The 15,262-nt window shown below is 72.1% G+C and carries 11 protein-coding genes and 1 pseudogene; 2 read left to right on the top strand and 10 right to left on the bottom strand.

Features of this window, described 5'->3' with window-relative positions; translation table 11 throughout:
- Positions 1–263: 263 nt before the first annotated feature.
- From WME95_RS50530 to WME95_RS50510, 5 genes are all read right to left on the bottom strand, one after another.
- On the bottom strand, positions 264–1,523 hold the full coding sequence (locus WME95_RS50530) for an alpha/beta hydrolase (protein WP_437906313.1): 1,260 nt from the start codon (positions 1,521–1,523) through the stop codon (positions 264–266).
- A 150-nt stretch (positions 1,524–1,673) separates the two neighbouring features.
- A complete protein-coding gene (locus tag WME95_RS50525) occupies positions 1,674–2,483 on the bottom strand; it encodes a metallophosphoesterase family protein (RefSeq protein ID WP_437906312.1) in 810 nt (269 codons plus the stop codon).
- A gap of 6 nt (positions 2,484–2,489) precedes the next feature.
- Positions 2,490–3,440, bottom strand: a complete 951-nt coding sequence (locus WME95_RS50520) for a diacylglycerol/lipid kinase family protein (protein ID WP_437906311.1) — start codon at positions 3,438–3,440, stop codon at positions 2,490–2,492.
- 189 nt (positions 3,441–3,629) lie between these two features.
- Complete coding sequence (locus WME95_RS50515) at positions 3,630–5,387, bottom strand: sensor histidine kinase (protein ID WP_437906310.1); 1,758 nt, start codon at positions 5,385–5,387, stop codon at positions 3,630–3,632.
- A gap of 203 nt (positions 5,388–5,590) precedes the next feature.
- Complete coding sequence (locus tag WME95_RS50510) at positions 5,591–8,260, bottom strand: protein kinase domain-containing protein (protein ID WP_437906309.1); 2,670 nt, start codon at positions 8,258–8,260, stop codon at positions 5,591–5,593.
- A 58-nt stretch (positions 8,261–8,318) separates the two neighbouring features.
- Between WME95_RS50510 and WME95_RS50505 the strand changes: the two genes are divergently transcribed.
- Both WME95_RS50505 and WME95_RS50500 read left to right on the top strand, forming a co-directional pair.
- On the top strand, positions 8,319–9,248 hold the full coding sequence (locus WME95_RS50505) for an FHA domain-containing protein (protein WP_437548301.1): 930 nt from the start codon (positions 8,319–8,321) through the stop codon (positions 9,246–9,248).
- A gap of 229 nt (positions 9,249–9,477) precedes the next feature.
- On the top strand, positions 9,478–10,134 hold the full coding sequence (locus WME95_RS50500) for a hypothetical protein (protein ID WP_437906308.1): 657 nt from the start codon (positions 9,478–9,480) through the stop codon (positions 10,132–10,134).
- Positions 10,135–10,199: 65 nt separating this feature from the next.
- Here the strand turns inward: WME95_RS50500 and WME95_RS50495 are convergent, their stop codons facing one another.
- The 5 genes and pseudogenes from WME95_RS50495 to WME95_RS50475 form a co-directional block, all read right to left on the bottom strand.
- Entirely contained in the window at positions 10,200–11,048 is an 849-nt protein-coding gene (locus WME95_RS50495; RefSeq protein ID WP_437548297.1) for a mechanosensitive ion channel family protein, read from the bottom strand.
- 75 nt (positions 11,049–11,123) lie between these two features.
- Positions 11,124–11,780: a hypothetical protein gene (locus WME95_RS50490; protein WP_437906307.1), complete on the bottom strand. Its 657-nt coding sequence runs from the start codon at positions 11,778–11,780 to the stop codon at positions 11,124–11,126.
- Between the two features lie 301 nt (positions 11,781–12,081).
- Positions 12,082–12,384, bottom strand: a pseudogene (locus tag WME95_RS50485) (hypothetical protein); the annotation flags it as partial.
- A 421-nt stretch (positions 12,385–12,805) separates the two neighbouring features.
- Positions 12,806–14,515, bottom strand: coding sequence for a cytochrome-c peroxidase (locus WME95_RS50480; protein WP_437906306.1), 1,710 nt, complete (start codon positions 14,513–14,515; stop codon positions 12,806–12,808).
- A 369-nt stretch (positions 14,516–14,884) separates the two neighbouring features.
- Positions 14,885–15,160 (bottom strand): hypothetical protein, encoded by a 276-nt coding sequence (locus WME95_RS50475; RefSeq protein ID WP_437906305.1) that lies wholly within the window; start codon positions 15,158–15,160, stop codon positions 14,885–14,887.
- Between the last annotated feature and the right edge of the window lie 102 nt (positions 15,161–15,262).

Below are 15,262 nucleotides of genomic sequence, written 5' to 3'. Positions count from 1 at the left end.
CGGGCGCTGTCAATCGATCGTGCAGCGCTCCCGCGCTCACGCTGCAACCCGCGCCCAGCACGAACGGCGGCCCCGATCAGCTTGGAAAGCTCATTTCCACCCATCTCGCGAAGAACGAGACGGCGCGCATTCTCCAGAGATCGCCCATTTCGCATCGCGAGCGCACGGATCGATTCGGCACCACGCATAACGTGTCTGTCGTATCGCAGCGCGCGTCGTTCTCGTGCGCGACCGCGAACGGGACGCGCCTTCCGGGTCGCGGGCTACCGGGGCCTCGGGCCCGTGCCGAGGATGTAGCGAATCCAGATCGGGAGCGCGGTGTCGAAGTCCGGCGGGAAGGAGTGTTGTTGCTGCTCCGCGTAGGGCTTGTGGAAGACCTCGGCGCCGAGCGCGCGCAGCCGCGTGGCGTCGCGCTCGGCGAGCCGGACGTTGCCAGGTGACTCGCCGGCGCCGACCACCACGACGCAGCGGCGCTGGGCGAGCTCGGGCGAGCGCGGCACGCCGTCGAGCGAGAGCTCGGTGACAGACCCGGGAGACATGACGACGGCACCGGCGTAGTGGCGCGGATCCCGGGCCGCGATCTCGGCGGCCATCTGGCCGCCCTGCGAGAAGCCGATCAGGATCACCTGGCCGGGGGCAACGGTCACCCGGTCGCGCACCTCGGCGAGCGCCTCGTCCAGCCGCGCGCGGTCGCGCGCGGGCGACTCGGACCATACGAACTTGCGTGGTCCGCGCGGCAGGGTGCCGCTCACGGAGACGAAAGCGACCGAGAGCGCGTCGGCGGCGCGCTGGACGCTCTCGTCCACAAAATCCTCCGGCTGCGACCCCAGGCCGTGCATGCCCATCACGACCGGGATCGGCTTGCCAGTGCGATAGCCCTTCGGGAGCACCAGGAGCGTCTTCTTGATCCCGGACTGTCCCCAGTAGCGCCCGGCCCGCGCCAGGTAGGGATAGACCATCGCCCATCGCGCATCGCTGCGCAGCACCTCCAGATCGGAGTCCCGGGCTGCCCAGTCCGGGTCGACGCCCTCCTCGACCGCAGCGCGCTCCAGCCAGTGGAAGGAGGCGTCGAGCTGCCCGGCGCGGGCGTAATAACACGCCAGGTCGTATTTCCCGTCCACCCCGCCAGCCACGGCCCAGTGCTGGATCTGCGCCGCTGCCTGGTAATCGCCGTGCGCGGCAGCCCTCCGCGCTTCCATGAAGAGCCGCACGGGCTCGATCTTGCGGAGATCGTGGCCATCGCGCTGCGCGGGCGGCTCGGGCGGAGCCGGGAGCGCGAGGGGGCGCTCGGGGAGCGCGCGCTGGGGAGGCTCGGGCGGCGGCGGCTCGAAGGAGCGAAGCATGGCCTCGATGTCCGGACGCACCTTGGCCATCGCCTCCGCGGTCGGGCCGGGCCGCGAGCCCTCGGGGCCGCCCGCAGGCCGCGCGATCCACCAGGACGTCAGGCCGACTGCTCCCGCGACGACGAGGGCGATCAGCGCGATCCTGGCATTCCCTGGGCGCGGCAGCGCTCCGGACGGCATGCCAGAGCGTTCACGGGGCGAGCTCTTCATGCGGGGCGGGGCCAACGTGACCCCATGCTACACCGCGGCGCGCAGTGCGCGAGATTCAAGCGAGCGGCGTGGCCGCCGCGCGCAAAGGCGCAAAGGCGCAAGGAGAAGACTCTCTTTTGCCTACGCCGCCCGCACCCAGCCGCGCGACGTCTCCTCGAAATGCTCGGTGCTCGCGATCCCGAAGAGGCCGCCTTCCGGCTGCCAGAAATACCGCTCGATATGGATCTTCCTCCCATCGACGCGGATCACATTGAAGGCGTTCCGCTCCCCGCGCCCGCGCGTGGAGGTCGCGGTCCCGGCCTGGACGATCAGCGAGGAGTGGCCGCCGACCTCGAAGCGCTCCGCGGAGTGCCCCGTGTGGCTGAGGTGCAGGTGCCCCGACAAGATGACGTCGACACCGCAGCCCGCGACCGCCGCCATCGCCTGCCGCGCGCGCCCGACGATCGCATGCGGCGAGTTCTCCGGCAGATCGAACGGGTGGTGCGTCACCACGATCTTCGTGATCCCGGGCCCTAGATCGCACATCCTCGCCTTGATCTCCCGAATCTGCCGCGCGTTGATGCGCCCATCCTTGATGGTCAGCGAGCGCGCGGTGTTGATGCCCAGGACGGCGATCTCCGCGTCGAGGTGGAACGGCGAGAGGTCGTCCGTGATGTGGCTCCGGTACCTGTCGAGCGGGCGAAAGAACCGGTCGAACAGGTTGTAGAGCGGGACATCGTGGTTGCCAGGCACGACGATCTGCGGCGAGGGCAGCGCGTCGAGGAAGGCGCGCGCCTCGGCGAACTCGGCGTCGCGCGCCCGCTGGGTCAGATCGCCGGAGATCACGACCACGTGCGGTTCGAGCTCCCCTATCCTGTCGATCAGCGGGCGGAGGATGGCCTTGTCGACGCGGCCGAAGTGCAGATCCGACAGGTGCACGAGCGTGCGCACGGCGCCTCATCCCCCCAGCGCGGCGATACGGCCCGATCGATCCTCCTGCCGCCGCGAGCCCGCGCGGAGCTCGGACGACAGCGGCACGATGACCCGCAGCGCTGCAGGCCGCACGCGATAGCAGAGCGGCGGCGTCATCCTGAGGACCTCGCCGTCCGCGGCCACGTGGAGGCTGCGATGGGGCGCCTCCACCCGGAGCTCCGTCGTTCGTAGGATGCTGAAATCGCTCGATTGATGGATCCGCCCGACAGCCGCGCTGGCGATGAGCTTGAGCGTGGAGAGGCGGCTCTCCGCGTGCGCCACGCAGACGCCGAGCTCACCCGAACACGGCGGGCGCTGGCGGCCGATGTCCACGTCGCCAAGCTTGAAGTCGTTGTTCGCGACGAACACGAACGGCGTCTCCAGCTCGACCTCCTGCCCATCCAGGACGAGCCGGAGACGGACACGCTCGTGCCGCCGGATCCCCGAGACGGTCGACAGCGCCAGGGCTATCCACTTGTTGAGCCCACGCCGCTTCCGGAGCGCCTCGCGGGCGCGCACGATGCCCGGGTAAATGCCCAGCGTCGAGTTGTTCACGAAGACCCGGCCGTTGACCTCGCCGACATCGACCCGGACGCGCCGCCCCGCGACGAGCGTGCGCACGGCGCCCTCGAGGGTGAGCGGAACGCCGAGGTGCTTGGCAAAATGGTTCACCGTGCCGAGCGGAAGGACACCCATCGTCTTGTCCGTGCCGGCGAGCGCGGCAGCGACAGTGTTCACCGTCCCGTCGCCGCCGCCGGCCACGACGAGGTCGCAAGGCCCCCGCGCCACACGGCGGGCGAGCTCCCCGAGCTGCTGCCCCTTCTCGGCGCACAGCACCTCCGCGGCGAGGCCGCTCTCTTTCAGGAGCTCCCCGAGCCGCGCGCGCTGCGCCGCCGCGCGGTTCGACCGGGAAGAGCAGTTCAGGAGGACCGCCATGGATCGATGCTTCACCGTCGCGCTCCCGGCATGGGGCAAGGGCCCATGCCCACCGACAGCGAGAAAGCAGATCGCGCGCCACCGCCCCACGACGAGCGGCCGCGACGCTCCGGCTCCGTCAGGCGGCGCGGGGCGTGGCGGATTGCCACGCTCGCCTCGCGCCGCGCGCCATGCCAGAGCCGGCGCGCCTCAGCGCATGCCGAGCCCGCCGTCCGTCTCCATCCGAGGCCAGGTGAAGAAGAACGTGGCGCCGGCGCCCTGCTCGGACTCGACCCACACACGCCCCCCCTTGCTGAGCACGATCTTCTGGACGATCGCGAGCCCGATGCCCGTCCCCTCGATGTTGTCGCGCGCGTTCAGGGTCTGGAAGATCTCCCATACCTTCCCGTGGTATCGCGGATCGATCCCGGGTCCGTTGTCCTTCACCGAGAACTCCCAGAGATCGCCCAGCGCCCGCCCCCGCACATCGACGCGCGCGTCGGGGCGTTCGGCATACTTCAACGCATTGCCGATCAGGTTCAGGAACACCTGCTCCAGCGGGATCCGCTCGGCGAGCAGCGTCGGCATGCCCATCGCGACCTCGATCGACGCGCCCGCAGGGACCGTGAGCAGGGCGACGACGTCCTCGAGGAGCTTCTGGACATCCACGATCTCGGGCTTGTCGCGGAGGCGTCCAGCGCGCGAGTAGCGCAAGATCCCGTCGATGAGCGCCTCCAGCCGGACCACGCGCGAGCGGAGGAGCTCCATGTACTGGCGCGTCTCCGGCGTCGCCTTGTCGACGAGATCGTCCTCGATCCACTGCGAGAGGTTCGCGATGGCGCGGAGCGGCGCCTTCAGGTCGTGGCTCGCCACGTAGGCGAAGCGGTCGAGCTCGTTGTTGCTCCGCTCGAGCGCCTGGATGAGCTGCTGCGCCTTCCGGAACAGGTGCGCGTTATCCATCGCGATGGCGGCCTGAGCCGCGAGGCCGACCACCAGCTTCTCCGCCCGCTCGGTGAAGACACCCCGCTCGGAGTGCCCGAAGAACAGCCCGCCGATGACATGCCCCGAACGGGAGACCACCGGCACGGCAAGGTAGCTGACGACAGGCAAGTGGCCCTTCGGCATCCCATGGTAAGGGGGGTTGTTCCCGTAGCGCGGGTCCTTCGTGACATCGTCGAGCCGCACCACGCCCTCGCCGTTGAAGGTCGGCGCGAACACGGCCGTGTTGCGCGGCATCGGGAACCCGGAGAAGTGCTCTCGGGGCACGCCGGAGATGGTGTAGAGCATGTAGCTCTTCCCCTCGGCGTTCGTGACATTGTAAAAGAACGCGCCGAACTGGGCGCCGCTCAGGCGGGTGGCCGCGTCGGTCACCGCCTGCACGAGCTTCTCCAGATCCAGCTCGGCGGCGAGCTGCTTGCCGGCGCGATTGAGCAGCTCGAGCGTCTCCCCTTCTTCCTGGAGCCTGTCCTCCGTCTGCTTGCGCTCGGTGATGTCGAGGACGATCGCCCCCACACCCATGACGGGCCCGTCCTTCGCCCGCACGGGCGCGTAATTGACCAGCCAGGAGCGCGGCCGCTCCGATGCCCGCGTCGTCCCCGTCACCTCGGCGGTGAACGCCTCGCCCGTCTCCAGGACGCGCCGGAGATTGGCGACGATCACGTCGCTCATCTCCGGGAGCAGCTCGGGGATCGTCCTGCCGAGGTGCGCATCGAGGGGGATCCCGTTGATGTCCGCCAGCGCCTGGTTGAGCCGCACCACGCGGAGATCGCGGTCGATCACCGCCAGCCCCGCGGTCGTGGCCTGGAAGAAGGCGTCGACCAGCGCGCGGTCCGCGGGGGACTCGTCCAGCGCAGGGCGCTCCTGATCGAGCCGCGCAGCCCCCGCCTCGCCGCACTGCAGGGGCGCCGCAGCGGGCGAGGCCGCTTCGGAGAGCTCCGCCGTTTCTTGACGCGAATCCGTGTTCTCCATGGACCTCGTGGACACAGGCTGTCCCCACGACCTTAGCGCTCGAGTGCAAACGCGACATCCGCCGTCTGTCGCCGTCTGTCGCCGTTTTTCGCCGTCTGATACCAGGCCGTTCCCCGGCGCCAGCGCTGCGATGCGGGCTCAGCAGCCAAACACGGCCGGTCGCCGGGTCCGACCACGTCCCCCTGCGCGCCGGCGACCGCCGGCTACCCGCCGGCGACGGCTGGCCGGGCGAGACGGAAGCCCACGGCGCTGAAGCGATCCTCCGGGCGCGCAGCGAAGCGGCCTGCCGCGCGGCACACCGCGGGGGGCCCGGAGCTCCACGCGCCCCCGCGGATCGAGCGGAGCCCCGGAGCCGCCGCGTCCGCTGGCTGGAGGCGCGCGATGCGGTCGACCACCGTGGGGCCGTCGGGCATCCACAGCTCGGCGCACCAGTCGCGGATGTTGCCCGCGAGGCCCCGGGCGCCGTGGGGGCCCTCGTCCGTCGGATGGTCGTCCACCGGCGCCGGGCTCGCGGGGCCGGGCCGGCCGCCCACCATGCAAGCCCACGTCGGCTCGGGCTCGTCTCCCCAGGGGAAGAAGCGCCCGTCGACGCCGCGCGCGGCCTTCTCGCGCTCGAGCTCGCCGACGAGGCGCCACGGGGCGCCGGTGCGCGCCTCCAGCCAGGACGCGTAGGCGACGGCGCTGCGCCAGTCCACCGAGGCGACCGGGTGCCGCGCCTGCTCCGCGCGCGCCTCTGGGCCGAGCACGAAGCGCCCGTCCCCGTCGCGCGCGAACAGCGGGATGTCCACGTTGCCGGCGATCGCGCGGGCCGCGCGCGGGCACGCCGCCGCGGCCTCCGCCTCGCGCCCGCGCGCGAGCAGATCGTTCAGGAAGGCGAGGTACTCGGCCTGCGTCACCGGATGCCGCCGCACCACGAAGCCGTCGACCCAGATCCGGCACGCCGGCAGGCCGTCGCCGGCCTGCGGGTCTCCGCCGGCCGAGAAGAAGCCCGCCGGCACGTAGACGTCCTCTTCGCCGAGCGTCTCCGAGGGCAGGAGGGGCACCACGAACGGCTCCGCGCCGCCCGGACGCACGCCGTCCCAGTGCTCGCCGCGGCCGATCTTCACGGGGTACGACGCCTCGCGGTACCCGGGCGCGCGGATCGAGAGCAGGTAGCTGCCGCGCGCCAGCGGGACCTCGCAGAGCGGCGTGTGACCGAGGAAGCCCTGGGGCTCGGCGCGAAGCCGGCGCCCCTGCTCGACATAGCGGAGCAGCCAGACCTGCGCCCCCTCGGGGTCGGTCCGCAGCGAGAGGGCCCCGGTGCCGCGGAGCAAGACGGCGTGCCGCTCGCGCGCGTGCGCCCTGAGGAACGCCTCGGCGCGCGCCGCGGCCTCGGCGTCGCGGGCCTCCTCGGCGGCCCGCAGATCGGCCAGGTGGGCGTCGGCGAGCGCCGCGTGCGCTTCGTCGAAGTCCGGGGCCTCGTTGAGCGCGGCGCGGAGCTTCTGGTGCCAGGTCGCCTCGTCCAGGGCGGCGGCGCGGTCGAGCGCGCGCGCCTCGTCCTGGAGCGCCCATCCCTGCGCCTTCTCGGCGGCGGGCGCGAACGAGTCGAGGCGCCCGAGCACCGCCTTCGCCTCGGCCCGGAGGGCCCGGGCGCGCGCGCGCAGGCCCTCGATCTGCGGCGCCAGCGCGCGCGACTCCTCGACCAGGGCGCGCGCCCGCTCGCGACGGCGGGCGCCGTCGAGGAAGCCGCGGATCTCCGCGGCGAGCACCTCGGCGCTCGCGTAACGCGAAGGCGGGTCGCGCGCCATCGCCCGCTCGCAGATCGCGATGAGATCCCGAGGGATCTGGTCAGGGCACCGGACGGCGAGCCGCTCGGGCGGCCGCTGGGCCACCTGCGCAAGGACGGCCAGCGCCGGCCCCCGGAACGGCGGCTCGCCGCAGAGGAGCTCGTACAGGACGGCCCCGAGGGCGTACACGTCGCTGGGGGGCCCGAGCTGCTCGGCCTCGCCGCGCGCCTGCTCCGGGGGCATGTAGACCGGCGTCCCCAGGACCAGGCCCACGTGCGTGTGGTGGCCGCTGTCCGGGAGCGCGTTCGCCAGCGCCCCGCGCGCGGTCGCGCGGGCAATGCCCCAGTCCATCACGAGGACCTCGCCGAACTCGCCGATCATGACGTTGTCCGGCTTGAGATCGCGGTGGAGGACGCCCTGGCCGTGCGCGTACGCGACCGCCTCGCAGACGCGGACGAAGACGTCGAGCCCGCGGCGCAGCGCCTCGGGCGAGGGGCCCGCCTCGCCCGAGGCGTGGAGCGCGCGGATCAGCGCGCTCAGCGTGCGGCCGCGGACCTCCTTCATCGTGAACCAGAGCTGGCCGGTCGGGAGCATCCCGCAGTCGTGGACGGGGACGATCCCTGGGTGCTGAAGGCACGCCGTGAGGCGCGCCTCGTCGAGGAAGCGCGCCCGGCCGTCCGCGTCGTCTTGCCCCTCGACGCGCAGCAGCTTCATGGCGAGCACGCGGCCCATCACGCGATCGCGCACGCGCCGCACCTCGCCCATGCCCCCGCGGCCGATGAGCCCGAGATCGTCGTAACGGTCCCAGGGCCACGCCGCGACCGGCGCGTGGACCGCCGGAGGCGCGGCGCTCGGGCGGCGCTCGGCCGCCGCCGACGCGTCCCCGGTCAGCCCGGGCGCGTCCCCGGCCGCCGCAGGCGCCTCCCCGCTCGGCCCCGGCGCGCCTCTCGGCGCCGCCGGCGCGTCCCGGACCACGGTCGCCGGCAGCTCTTCCGTGAGGCTGCGCGCGGCGTGCTCGGCGAGCGCCCGCTGGATCTCCGCGCATGCCGAGGGAGACAGGTGAAGCTCACCCGCCAGCTTCCTGAGGAGTGCCGCGGGATCGCTCATGGGGGCCTCGCCTTCGACGCCGTTGATGTGGTCGGCGGCAGCATCTTACGCTGCATCCATGGCGGTCTTGAAGCATGAAGCCCACGGCGTTCGCGTCACGCTCCCGGCGCGCGCGCGGGTCGGCCGGGCGCGCGACTGCGCCGTGCGCCTCCGGGACCGCTGCGCCTCCGGCGAGCACGCCGTCCTGTTCTGGGACGGGGCCCGCTGGTGGATCCGCGACCTCGGCAGCACGAACGGCACGCACGTCAGCGGCCGGCGGCTCACGTCCGCCGAGCGGGTCGCGCTCGACGCGGGGACCGAGCTCGTGTTCGGCGGCGACGCCGAGCGCTGGACCGTGGAGGAGGCCGGCGCGCCCGTCACGAGCGCGCGGGCCGAGCTCACCGGCGAGGTGCGCCCGGCGGAGGAGGGCCTGCTCGCGCTGCCGGACGCCGCCGACCCCCGGGTGACGCTCTTCGAGGATCAACACGGCGTCTGGCAGATCGAGATCGACGGGAGCACGCGCCCGGCCGTGGATCAGGAGCGCATCGAGGCCGGCGGCGCCTGGGTCCTGCGCGTCCCGCCGCAGGCGCTCGACGCCGTCGTGCCGACGACCGCGTCGAGCGCGGCGAGCCCCAAGCTCCTCGGCCTCACCGTCCTGCGCTTCGAGGTGAGCCACGACGAGGAGCACATCGCCGTCGCCCTGGTGCAGGGGGAAAAGGTCATCCAGCTCGCCGCGCGCGCCCACCACGAGCTGCTCCTCATGCTGGCGCGCTCCCGGCTGCGCGACCGGGAGGCGGGGCTGCCCCCGGCCGAGCGCGGGTGGCGCTACGTCGATGACCTGCTCGGCAAGCTGCGGCTCGACCTCCATCACCTCAACGTCAACGTCTTCCGCGCCCGCCAGCAGCTCGCGCGCGCGGGCGTGCTCGACGCCGGCTCGCTCGTCGAGCGCCGGACGACGTCGCGGCAGATCCGGCTCGGCACCGAGGCGGTCGAGGTGGTCCGGTACTGAACATCGGGCCGCGGCCGGAGCGCGCCAGCCCTCGCGCGTGACCGCCTGTCATCGACGCCGCGGCCGGGAGGATCCAGGTTTCCTCTCGTCGACGCCGGGTGAGGCCGCGCGGGTCGCGCGTCGTGAACACACACACGCGCGCTGCGCCGCCGCCGGAGCGCGGGCTGGGCAGGGCCTGCGCGCTGCGATCGACGCTGTCGTGATCGTCATCCCAGGAGAGAGCGCAACCATGAGCAACGATGCAGACTCAACGTTCGGTGCGCCCGCCGCCGGCGCTTCCATCTCGACGCGCAGCCCTGCGAAGGCCAAACCGGGCTCCGGTGTGACCGACCAGATCCCGCCGGACGTGAGGCTCAGGATCTTCTCGAACGCGGATCTCGTCCGGATCGTGGCCCTCGGGAGCAACGGTGTTTCCAATGGCCAGCTCACCTTCCAGGCGCAGACGGAGTACTGGCGGTGGGCGAGCACGCTCACCTTCTCGAACACATTGACCTTCACGTCCGAGGTGATCCCGAGCTTCACGGCGCCGGCGCTCGACGCGTTCCTGGACGTCGTGAGCCCGAGCAACCAGTTCACGGCCCCCCGGAACCCGACCCAGGGCGACTGGACGCAGGGGACGCGCTCCGTCCCGGGGACCCGCACCGGGTACCTTTACCGGTTGCCGAGCCCCGACGACAGCCAGGTGAAGATGGGAGTCCTGTTCGAGAAGGACAACCAGACATCGGCCCTGATGGCGGCCGCCTGGTATGTGAAGACGCAGGCGCCGAGCAACGGCCTTGCGTTCAACAAGAAGATCTTCACGCGCACGCTGACCCGGGTGAGCGGGACGCACCCGAACGCCATCGAGGTGGGCACCTGGTATTATCTTCTGATGGGCACGCCCTGACCTAGCCCAGGGGCGAGAGGCGGCGCGGCGGGGTCGCCCCCGGGCCCTCTCGAACGCGCGCCGCCTCAGAGGAGCGGGGTAGAGCGCCGCTCCGGCTCGCGAAGGGGGATATGGAGCTCGCGCTGGGGAAGCGGGACGACGATCCCCTCCGCGTCCAGCCGCTCCTTGAAGTGGCGCGTGAGCTCGAGCCGCGCCGGGAAGAAGTCGGCGGGCAGGGTCCAGGCGCGGACGAGCAGGTTGACCTTCTCGTCCGCGAGCTCGACAACGTCGACCGACGGCGCCGGCTCCGGCAGCACGCGCGGCTCGTTCGAGAGGACGTCCCGCAGCGTGGCGATGGCGTGAGCGATGTCGGCGGTGGCGTTGACGCCGATCGTGAGGTCCATGCGCCGGCGCTGCGCCCGGGTGAAGTTCTGGATCTTGGCGGACCGGACCTTGGAGTTCGGCAGCGTGATCGGGACGCCATCGAAGCTCGTCAGCTTGGTCTGGAACACGTCGATGGCGTCGACGACGCCGGAGGTCCCGTCGACCTCGATCGCGTCGCCGACATCGAACGGACGGAGCACGAGCAAGACCAGCCCGGCGGCCACGTCGGACAGCGTGTCCTTGAGGGCGAGGCCGATGGTCAGACCCGCGGCGCCGAGCACGGCGAACAGGCTCTTCGTGTCCACGCCGAAGCGCTCGAGCACGGCCATGGCGGTGACCGTCAAGATGGTGAGTCGACTCACGCTGGCCAGCAGGGGGATGAGGGTCGCGTCGACCTGAGCCCATTTCTTGCCAAACGACCGCACGCTCCGCGCGGCCCAGGCCGCGGCCATCCACCCCACGATCGCGATGAACAGCGCGCTCGAGACGCCGGGCCCGTGGCTCTTCAGGAGCTCGATCGGCGTGCCCCACGTCGGAATCCCCTGCTCCACTGCGCATCCTCCTCGGCGTCGCGCGCCGCGCGCGGCGTTCGACGCCGGGGTGTCTCCGCGCGCGGCCGGCGGGAGTCAACCCGCGAACGTGACGAGGCGGCGGAGCCGCTGCGCCGCGAGCTCCACGCCGTTCACGAGCCCCCGGAGGAGGTGGGCGACGACGTCGTCCTTCGCCGCCCGCGTGGCGCGCATCGGGCGCGCCGCGAACCACGCGAGCTCGTCGGCGACCGCCTCGACAAGAGGCCTGCGCATCGAGAGCCAGCGCGCGCACCACGCGGCGAGGGGCGTGTCGCCCTCGACGGTCGCGACGTACTGGAGCAGCTCGACGAGGTCGACGCCGTGCCTCATCCCGAGGAGCGTGCCCCGGTAGGACCTCTCGGTGCTGAGCAGGTGATCGGCGAGGTGATCGCGCAAGGCCGAGAAGGCCTCGCCCACCATGCGGCCGCCCGCGCTGATGGGCAGCCCGCGCTCGCGGAGGAGCGGGCGGATCTCCGACAGCGCGGCCTCCGCGTGTGTCGAGACCGCCCGCATGGCGTGCGCCGGCGGCACATCGCCGAGGCGCTCCGCCTCGATCCGCGGATGGATCATCGCCGAGCGCTCCGTCTGAAACAGCTCCCGGACAAGGGTCGTGAGGAACTCGCGCCCTCTCCGGCTCTCTACCTGCGGCCCGGACTCGTCGCCCAGCAGGCCGCCTTCCCCATTCGTCGCTCCGTTGCTCTGAAGTTCCTGCATGGTCGCCCCCTCTCCTCTTCTCGCCGGGGCGTCAGGACCCGCTCGCGGCGCGCCGCGCTCCGGTCTTTGCCCCCGAGGTCGTCTTGCGTGAGGCCCCGCTCGCGGCGCGCCGCGCTCCGGTCTTCGCCCCCGAGGTCGTCTTGCGTGAGGCCCCCGCACCGCCGCGGCGGGCCGTGCCCTGCGCGGCGCGGGAGCGGCCGCTCGTCGACGTGGCCGAGGAGCTGCGCGAGCGAGCGCTGGACGCGGCGCTCTTCTTCGCCCTCGCCGGCGCCTTCTTCGCGGCCGTGGTCCGTCCGGCGCTCGCCGCCGCGTTCCGCTTGCGGGTCGCCGCCGCCTTCTTCGCCGCCGCGCTCCTCGCGGCGGCCGGCCGCGCCTTGGACGCGGCGCCTCCCTTGCGGCCCCCCTTTTTCGCCGGCTCCTTGTTCACTGGCTTGCCCACCCCCGATCCCGACTTCTTCCCCCCGCCGGTCATCTTGTTGACCGTCGCCCAGGCCCGCCGCTCGGCCTCTTCCTCGGAGACCCCGCGCTTCTCGTACCCCTCCTCGATGTGCTCGGCCTGCCGCTTCTGCTTGGTCGTGTAGCTCGATTTGTCGCCTCTAGGCATGGTGCCCTCCTTGCGCCTGCTCCACCTCGCGGGTCGGCAGCTTCGTCGGAAACGCCGGCTCGCCCCGTCGTGAGAGCGTGAGAATCGCGAGATCGTGCGAACGTACGAACGTGCGGGAACGTGCGAAAACATGCGGGAAGACAGACCGTGCGTGTGGCCCGGGTCCATCGAGCCGCGATGTCCGTTGCGTCGGTTGCATCGGTTGCATCGGTTGCGCCTGTCTCGATGGACGAGCAACGGCTGTGCCGCCGGAGAGCGCGGCGCCGGCCGCTGGCGGCGCGTCCGGGCCGGGCGCCCCGTCACACGCGGTTTCCCCGCTCCGCTGGTTGCCGGGTGATGGGGGCTCGCAGCGTGGCAATCGGCCCCGGATGTCGAGGAACGCCTCGGTCATATCGCGCGAGGAGCGCGGCGCGCCGAAGGCTCAGAGGGACTCGAGGTAGGCGACCAGATCGTCCAGCTGCGCGGAGCTCAGGCCAGAGATGTCGCCGTGATCGTCGCCTCCGCACAGCGGATCGAAGCGATCGTGGAGCGTCGCCGCGCAGCCGTCGTGCATGAACGGGGCGCGCCCGGAGATGCCGAGGAGCGAGGGCACCTGCAACCACTCGCCCTTGCCCACGTCCTCGTTCCGGTTGTTGGTGAGCATCGGGCCACCGTGGCACTCCGCGCAGCCCACCTGCTTGTCATGGAAGAGCACCTCGCCCCGCGCCACGGCGGCGTCGTCCTCGGGCGGCGACGCCGGGAAGGCCGGCAGGCTGTCGATGTAACGGGCCATCAGGTCGAGCCGCCTGGCGCCGGGCTGCTGGCCGCCCATGCGGGAGACGAACACCTCCCCCATCAGGCCCGCGAGATCCTCCAGATCACCGCTCCAGTGGAGGGGCGCTGTCTTCAGGATGCCGCCGCCCAGCGCCTGCGTCCGCCGCAGGCCCACGGGATCGAAATCCCACGTCCGCCCGTCCTCGTGCCCTTCGGGGTGGCACGACGCGCACGCCACGGCGCTCACACCGTTCGGCGGGCGGTGGAACATCTCGTGGCCGGTGTCTCTCACGCTCTCGCCCGGAAGCGCGATGATGCGCCCGCCGAGCACCTCCAGGGCCGCCGGCTCCCGCAGCTGCACGACGATCTTGTCCTGGCCGTCGAAGGCCACGGCGACCGGCTGCCCGCTCAGCGCGTTCGCGGTGACCTCCGGGCTGCAGCCGTTCATCTCGGCGTCGCGCTCCAGATTGTCGACGGTCGCGCTCACGACGCTGCGTCTGCCGGCCGCCACGATGGCCATCCGCGCGCCGTCGGGCGTGACCGCGATGTCGACAGGCAGCGAGACATTCGGGATCGCGGCCGCGGGCAGCGAGGGGATCGATGTGTCAGGAACGTCCGCCGGGTCGATCCTGCTGACCGCGGCGTGCACGATGTTCCCGTCGCAGTCGGCAGACTGGTAATAGCCACCCGGGCTGAGGGTGACCTTCGACGACATCGCGCGCTGGTGCACCATCAGCGCACCTCCGCCGGCGAGCGGCGCCATGCGCCAGGCCACGGACGGCGCATACTCCGAGTTGGCGAACCCGTTCGAGTAAAAGACGGGGAGCGTGCGGCGCGAGAGCACCGCGCCGTCGGGGCCCACGACCAGCGTCTCCGCGGACCTGAAGCGGCTGACCAGGAGCCGGTCGCCCTCGACCACGACGTCGCGCAGGTCGGGGGCGAGGCGGAGCTTCCGGACGGCGGGGCCGCCGGAGGCCGGGAGCGTCACGAGCTCGCCGCCGGCGCAGGCGACGTGGATCGCGTCGCTCGAGGCGTCGTAGGCGACGCCGCGCGGCGCGCGGCAGACGTCTCTGCGCGCGATGACCGACCGCGCCTCGACATCGAGGGTCACCACCGCGCCGGCGCGCCGGAGCGCCACGTGGACCCGGCCGCTCGCGTCCTCGACGAGGCGCCCGGGCTCGTCGCCCGGCTCCAGCAGGACCGCCGCCGGCTCGCCGCCCTCGAGATCGACGATCCAGACGCGATCGCGGTCGGCGTCCGCCGCCACCGCCGTGCGACCGTCGCCGGCGACGATCAGCGTTCCGCCGCTGATGGCCGGCGGTGGCACCTCCGTCACCGTGATCTCCTGATCAGGGTCCTCGATATGGGCCCCGGGCACCGGGGATGGATCCCCCGGGCCGCACGCCGTGAGAGCTGACGTGAAAACGCCCGTGGACAAGAGCCCTGCCACGACAAGAGAACGAGAAAGGCGCAGACGCATGGGTTCCTCCGTTCGCCGCGCGCGCGAGCTTAGCAAGGAGGATTCCAGCCAGATGTCGAGATTTGGACGGCGGCGATCCCCGCAGGCGGCGCGCCGTCCGCCGGTGGGAACGGGAACGCGTGTTCTCGGGCGAGCGCGAAGGGCGTCACGCGCCGCGCACGCTGGGGCGGGCGCTCGACCCTGGGGTCGCGACGACGCCACGAGGGCGCCGAGCAGCCGGCTGGATGGAGGCCCGAGCTCGCAGGCCGGAGCCCGGGAGGGAGGCTGTCAGCGGTAGCCGCCGTATCCCAGCTCGTGCTCGATCTTGACCAGCTTGTTGTACAGGCCGATCACGAGCAGAGATGGCACCCACTGACCGATGAAGTTGGCGATCTGCTTCTTGCCGGCCAGCATGAAGCTGGCCGACAGCGCCATCGAGCCGATCGCCAACCCGAGATAAGCGCCGGACGGAATCCTGCCGGTCCTCTCCTCGATCTTCGTCGTGATCTTGCCCTCTTCCTTCTGGACCATCTGCTTCTGCATCATTGGCTCGGTGGTGGTCATCGTGGCTCTCCTTCCGCAGCGCCTGGCCGGCGCTGCCGTGGCCGGCGCTGCCGTGGCCGGCGCGAGCCAGTGCGATGACCGGGCCAGAAAAGAGGGCGTCCG

It is taken from the genome of Sorangium sp. So ce327, assembly GCF_051530205.1.
Classification (GTDB): Bacteria; Myxococcota_A; Polyangia; order Polyangiales; family Polyangiaceae; genus Sorangium; species Sorangium cellulosum_B.
The sequence above is the reverse complement of the archived record's forward strand: the minus strand, read 5'-3'. Positions and strand labels throughout refer to the sequence as shown.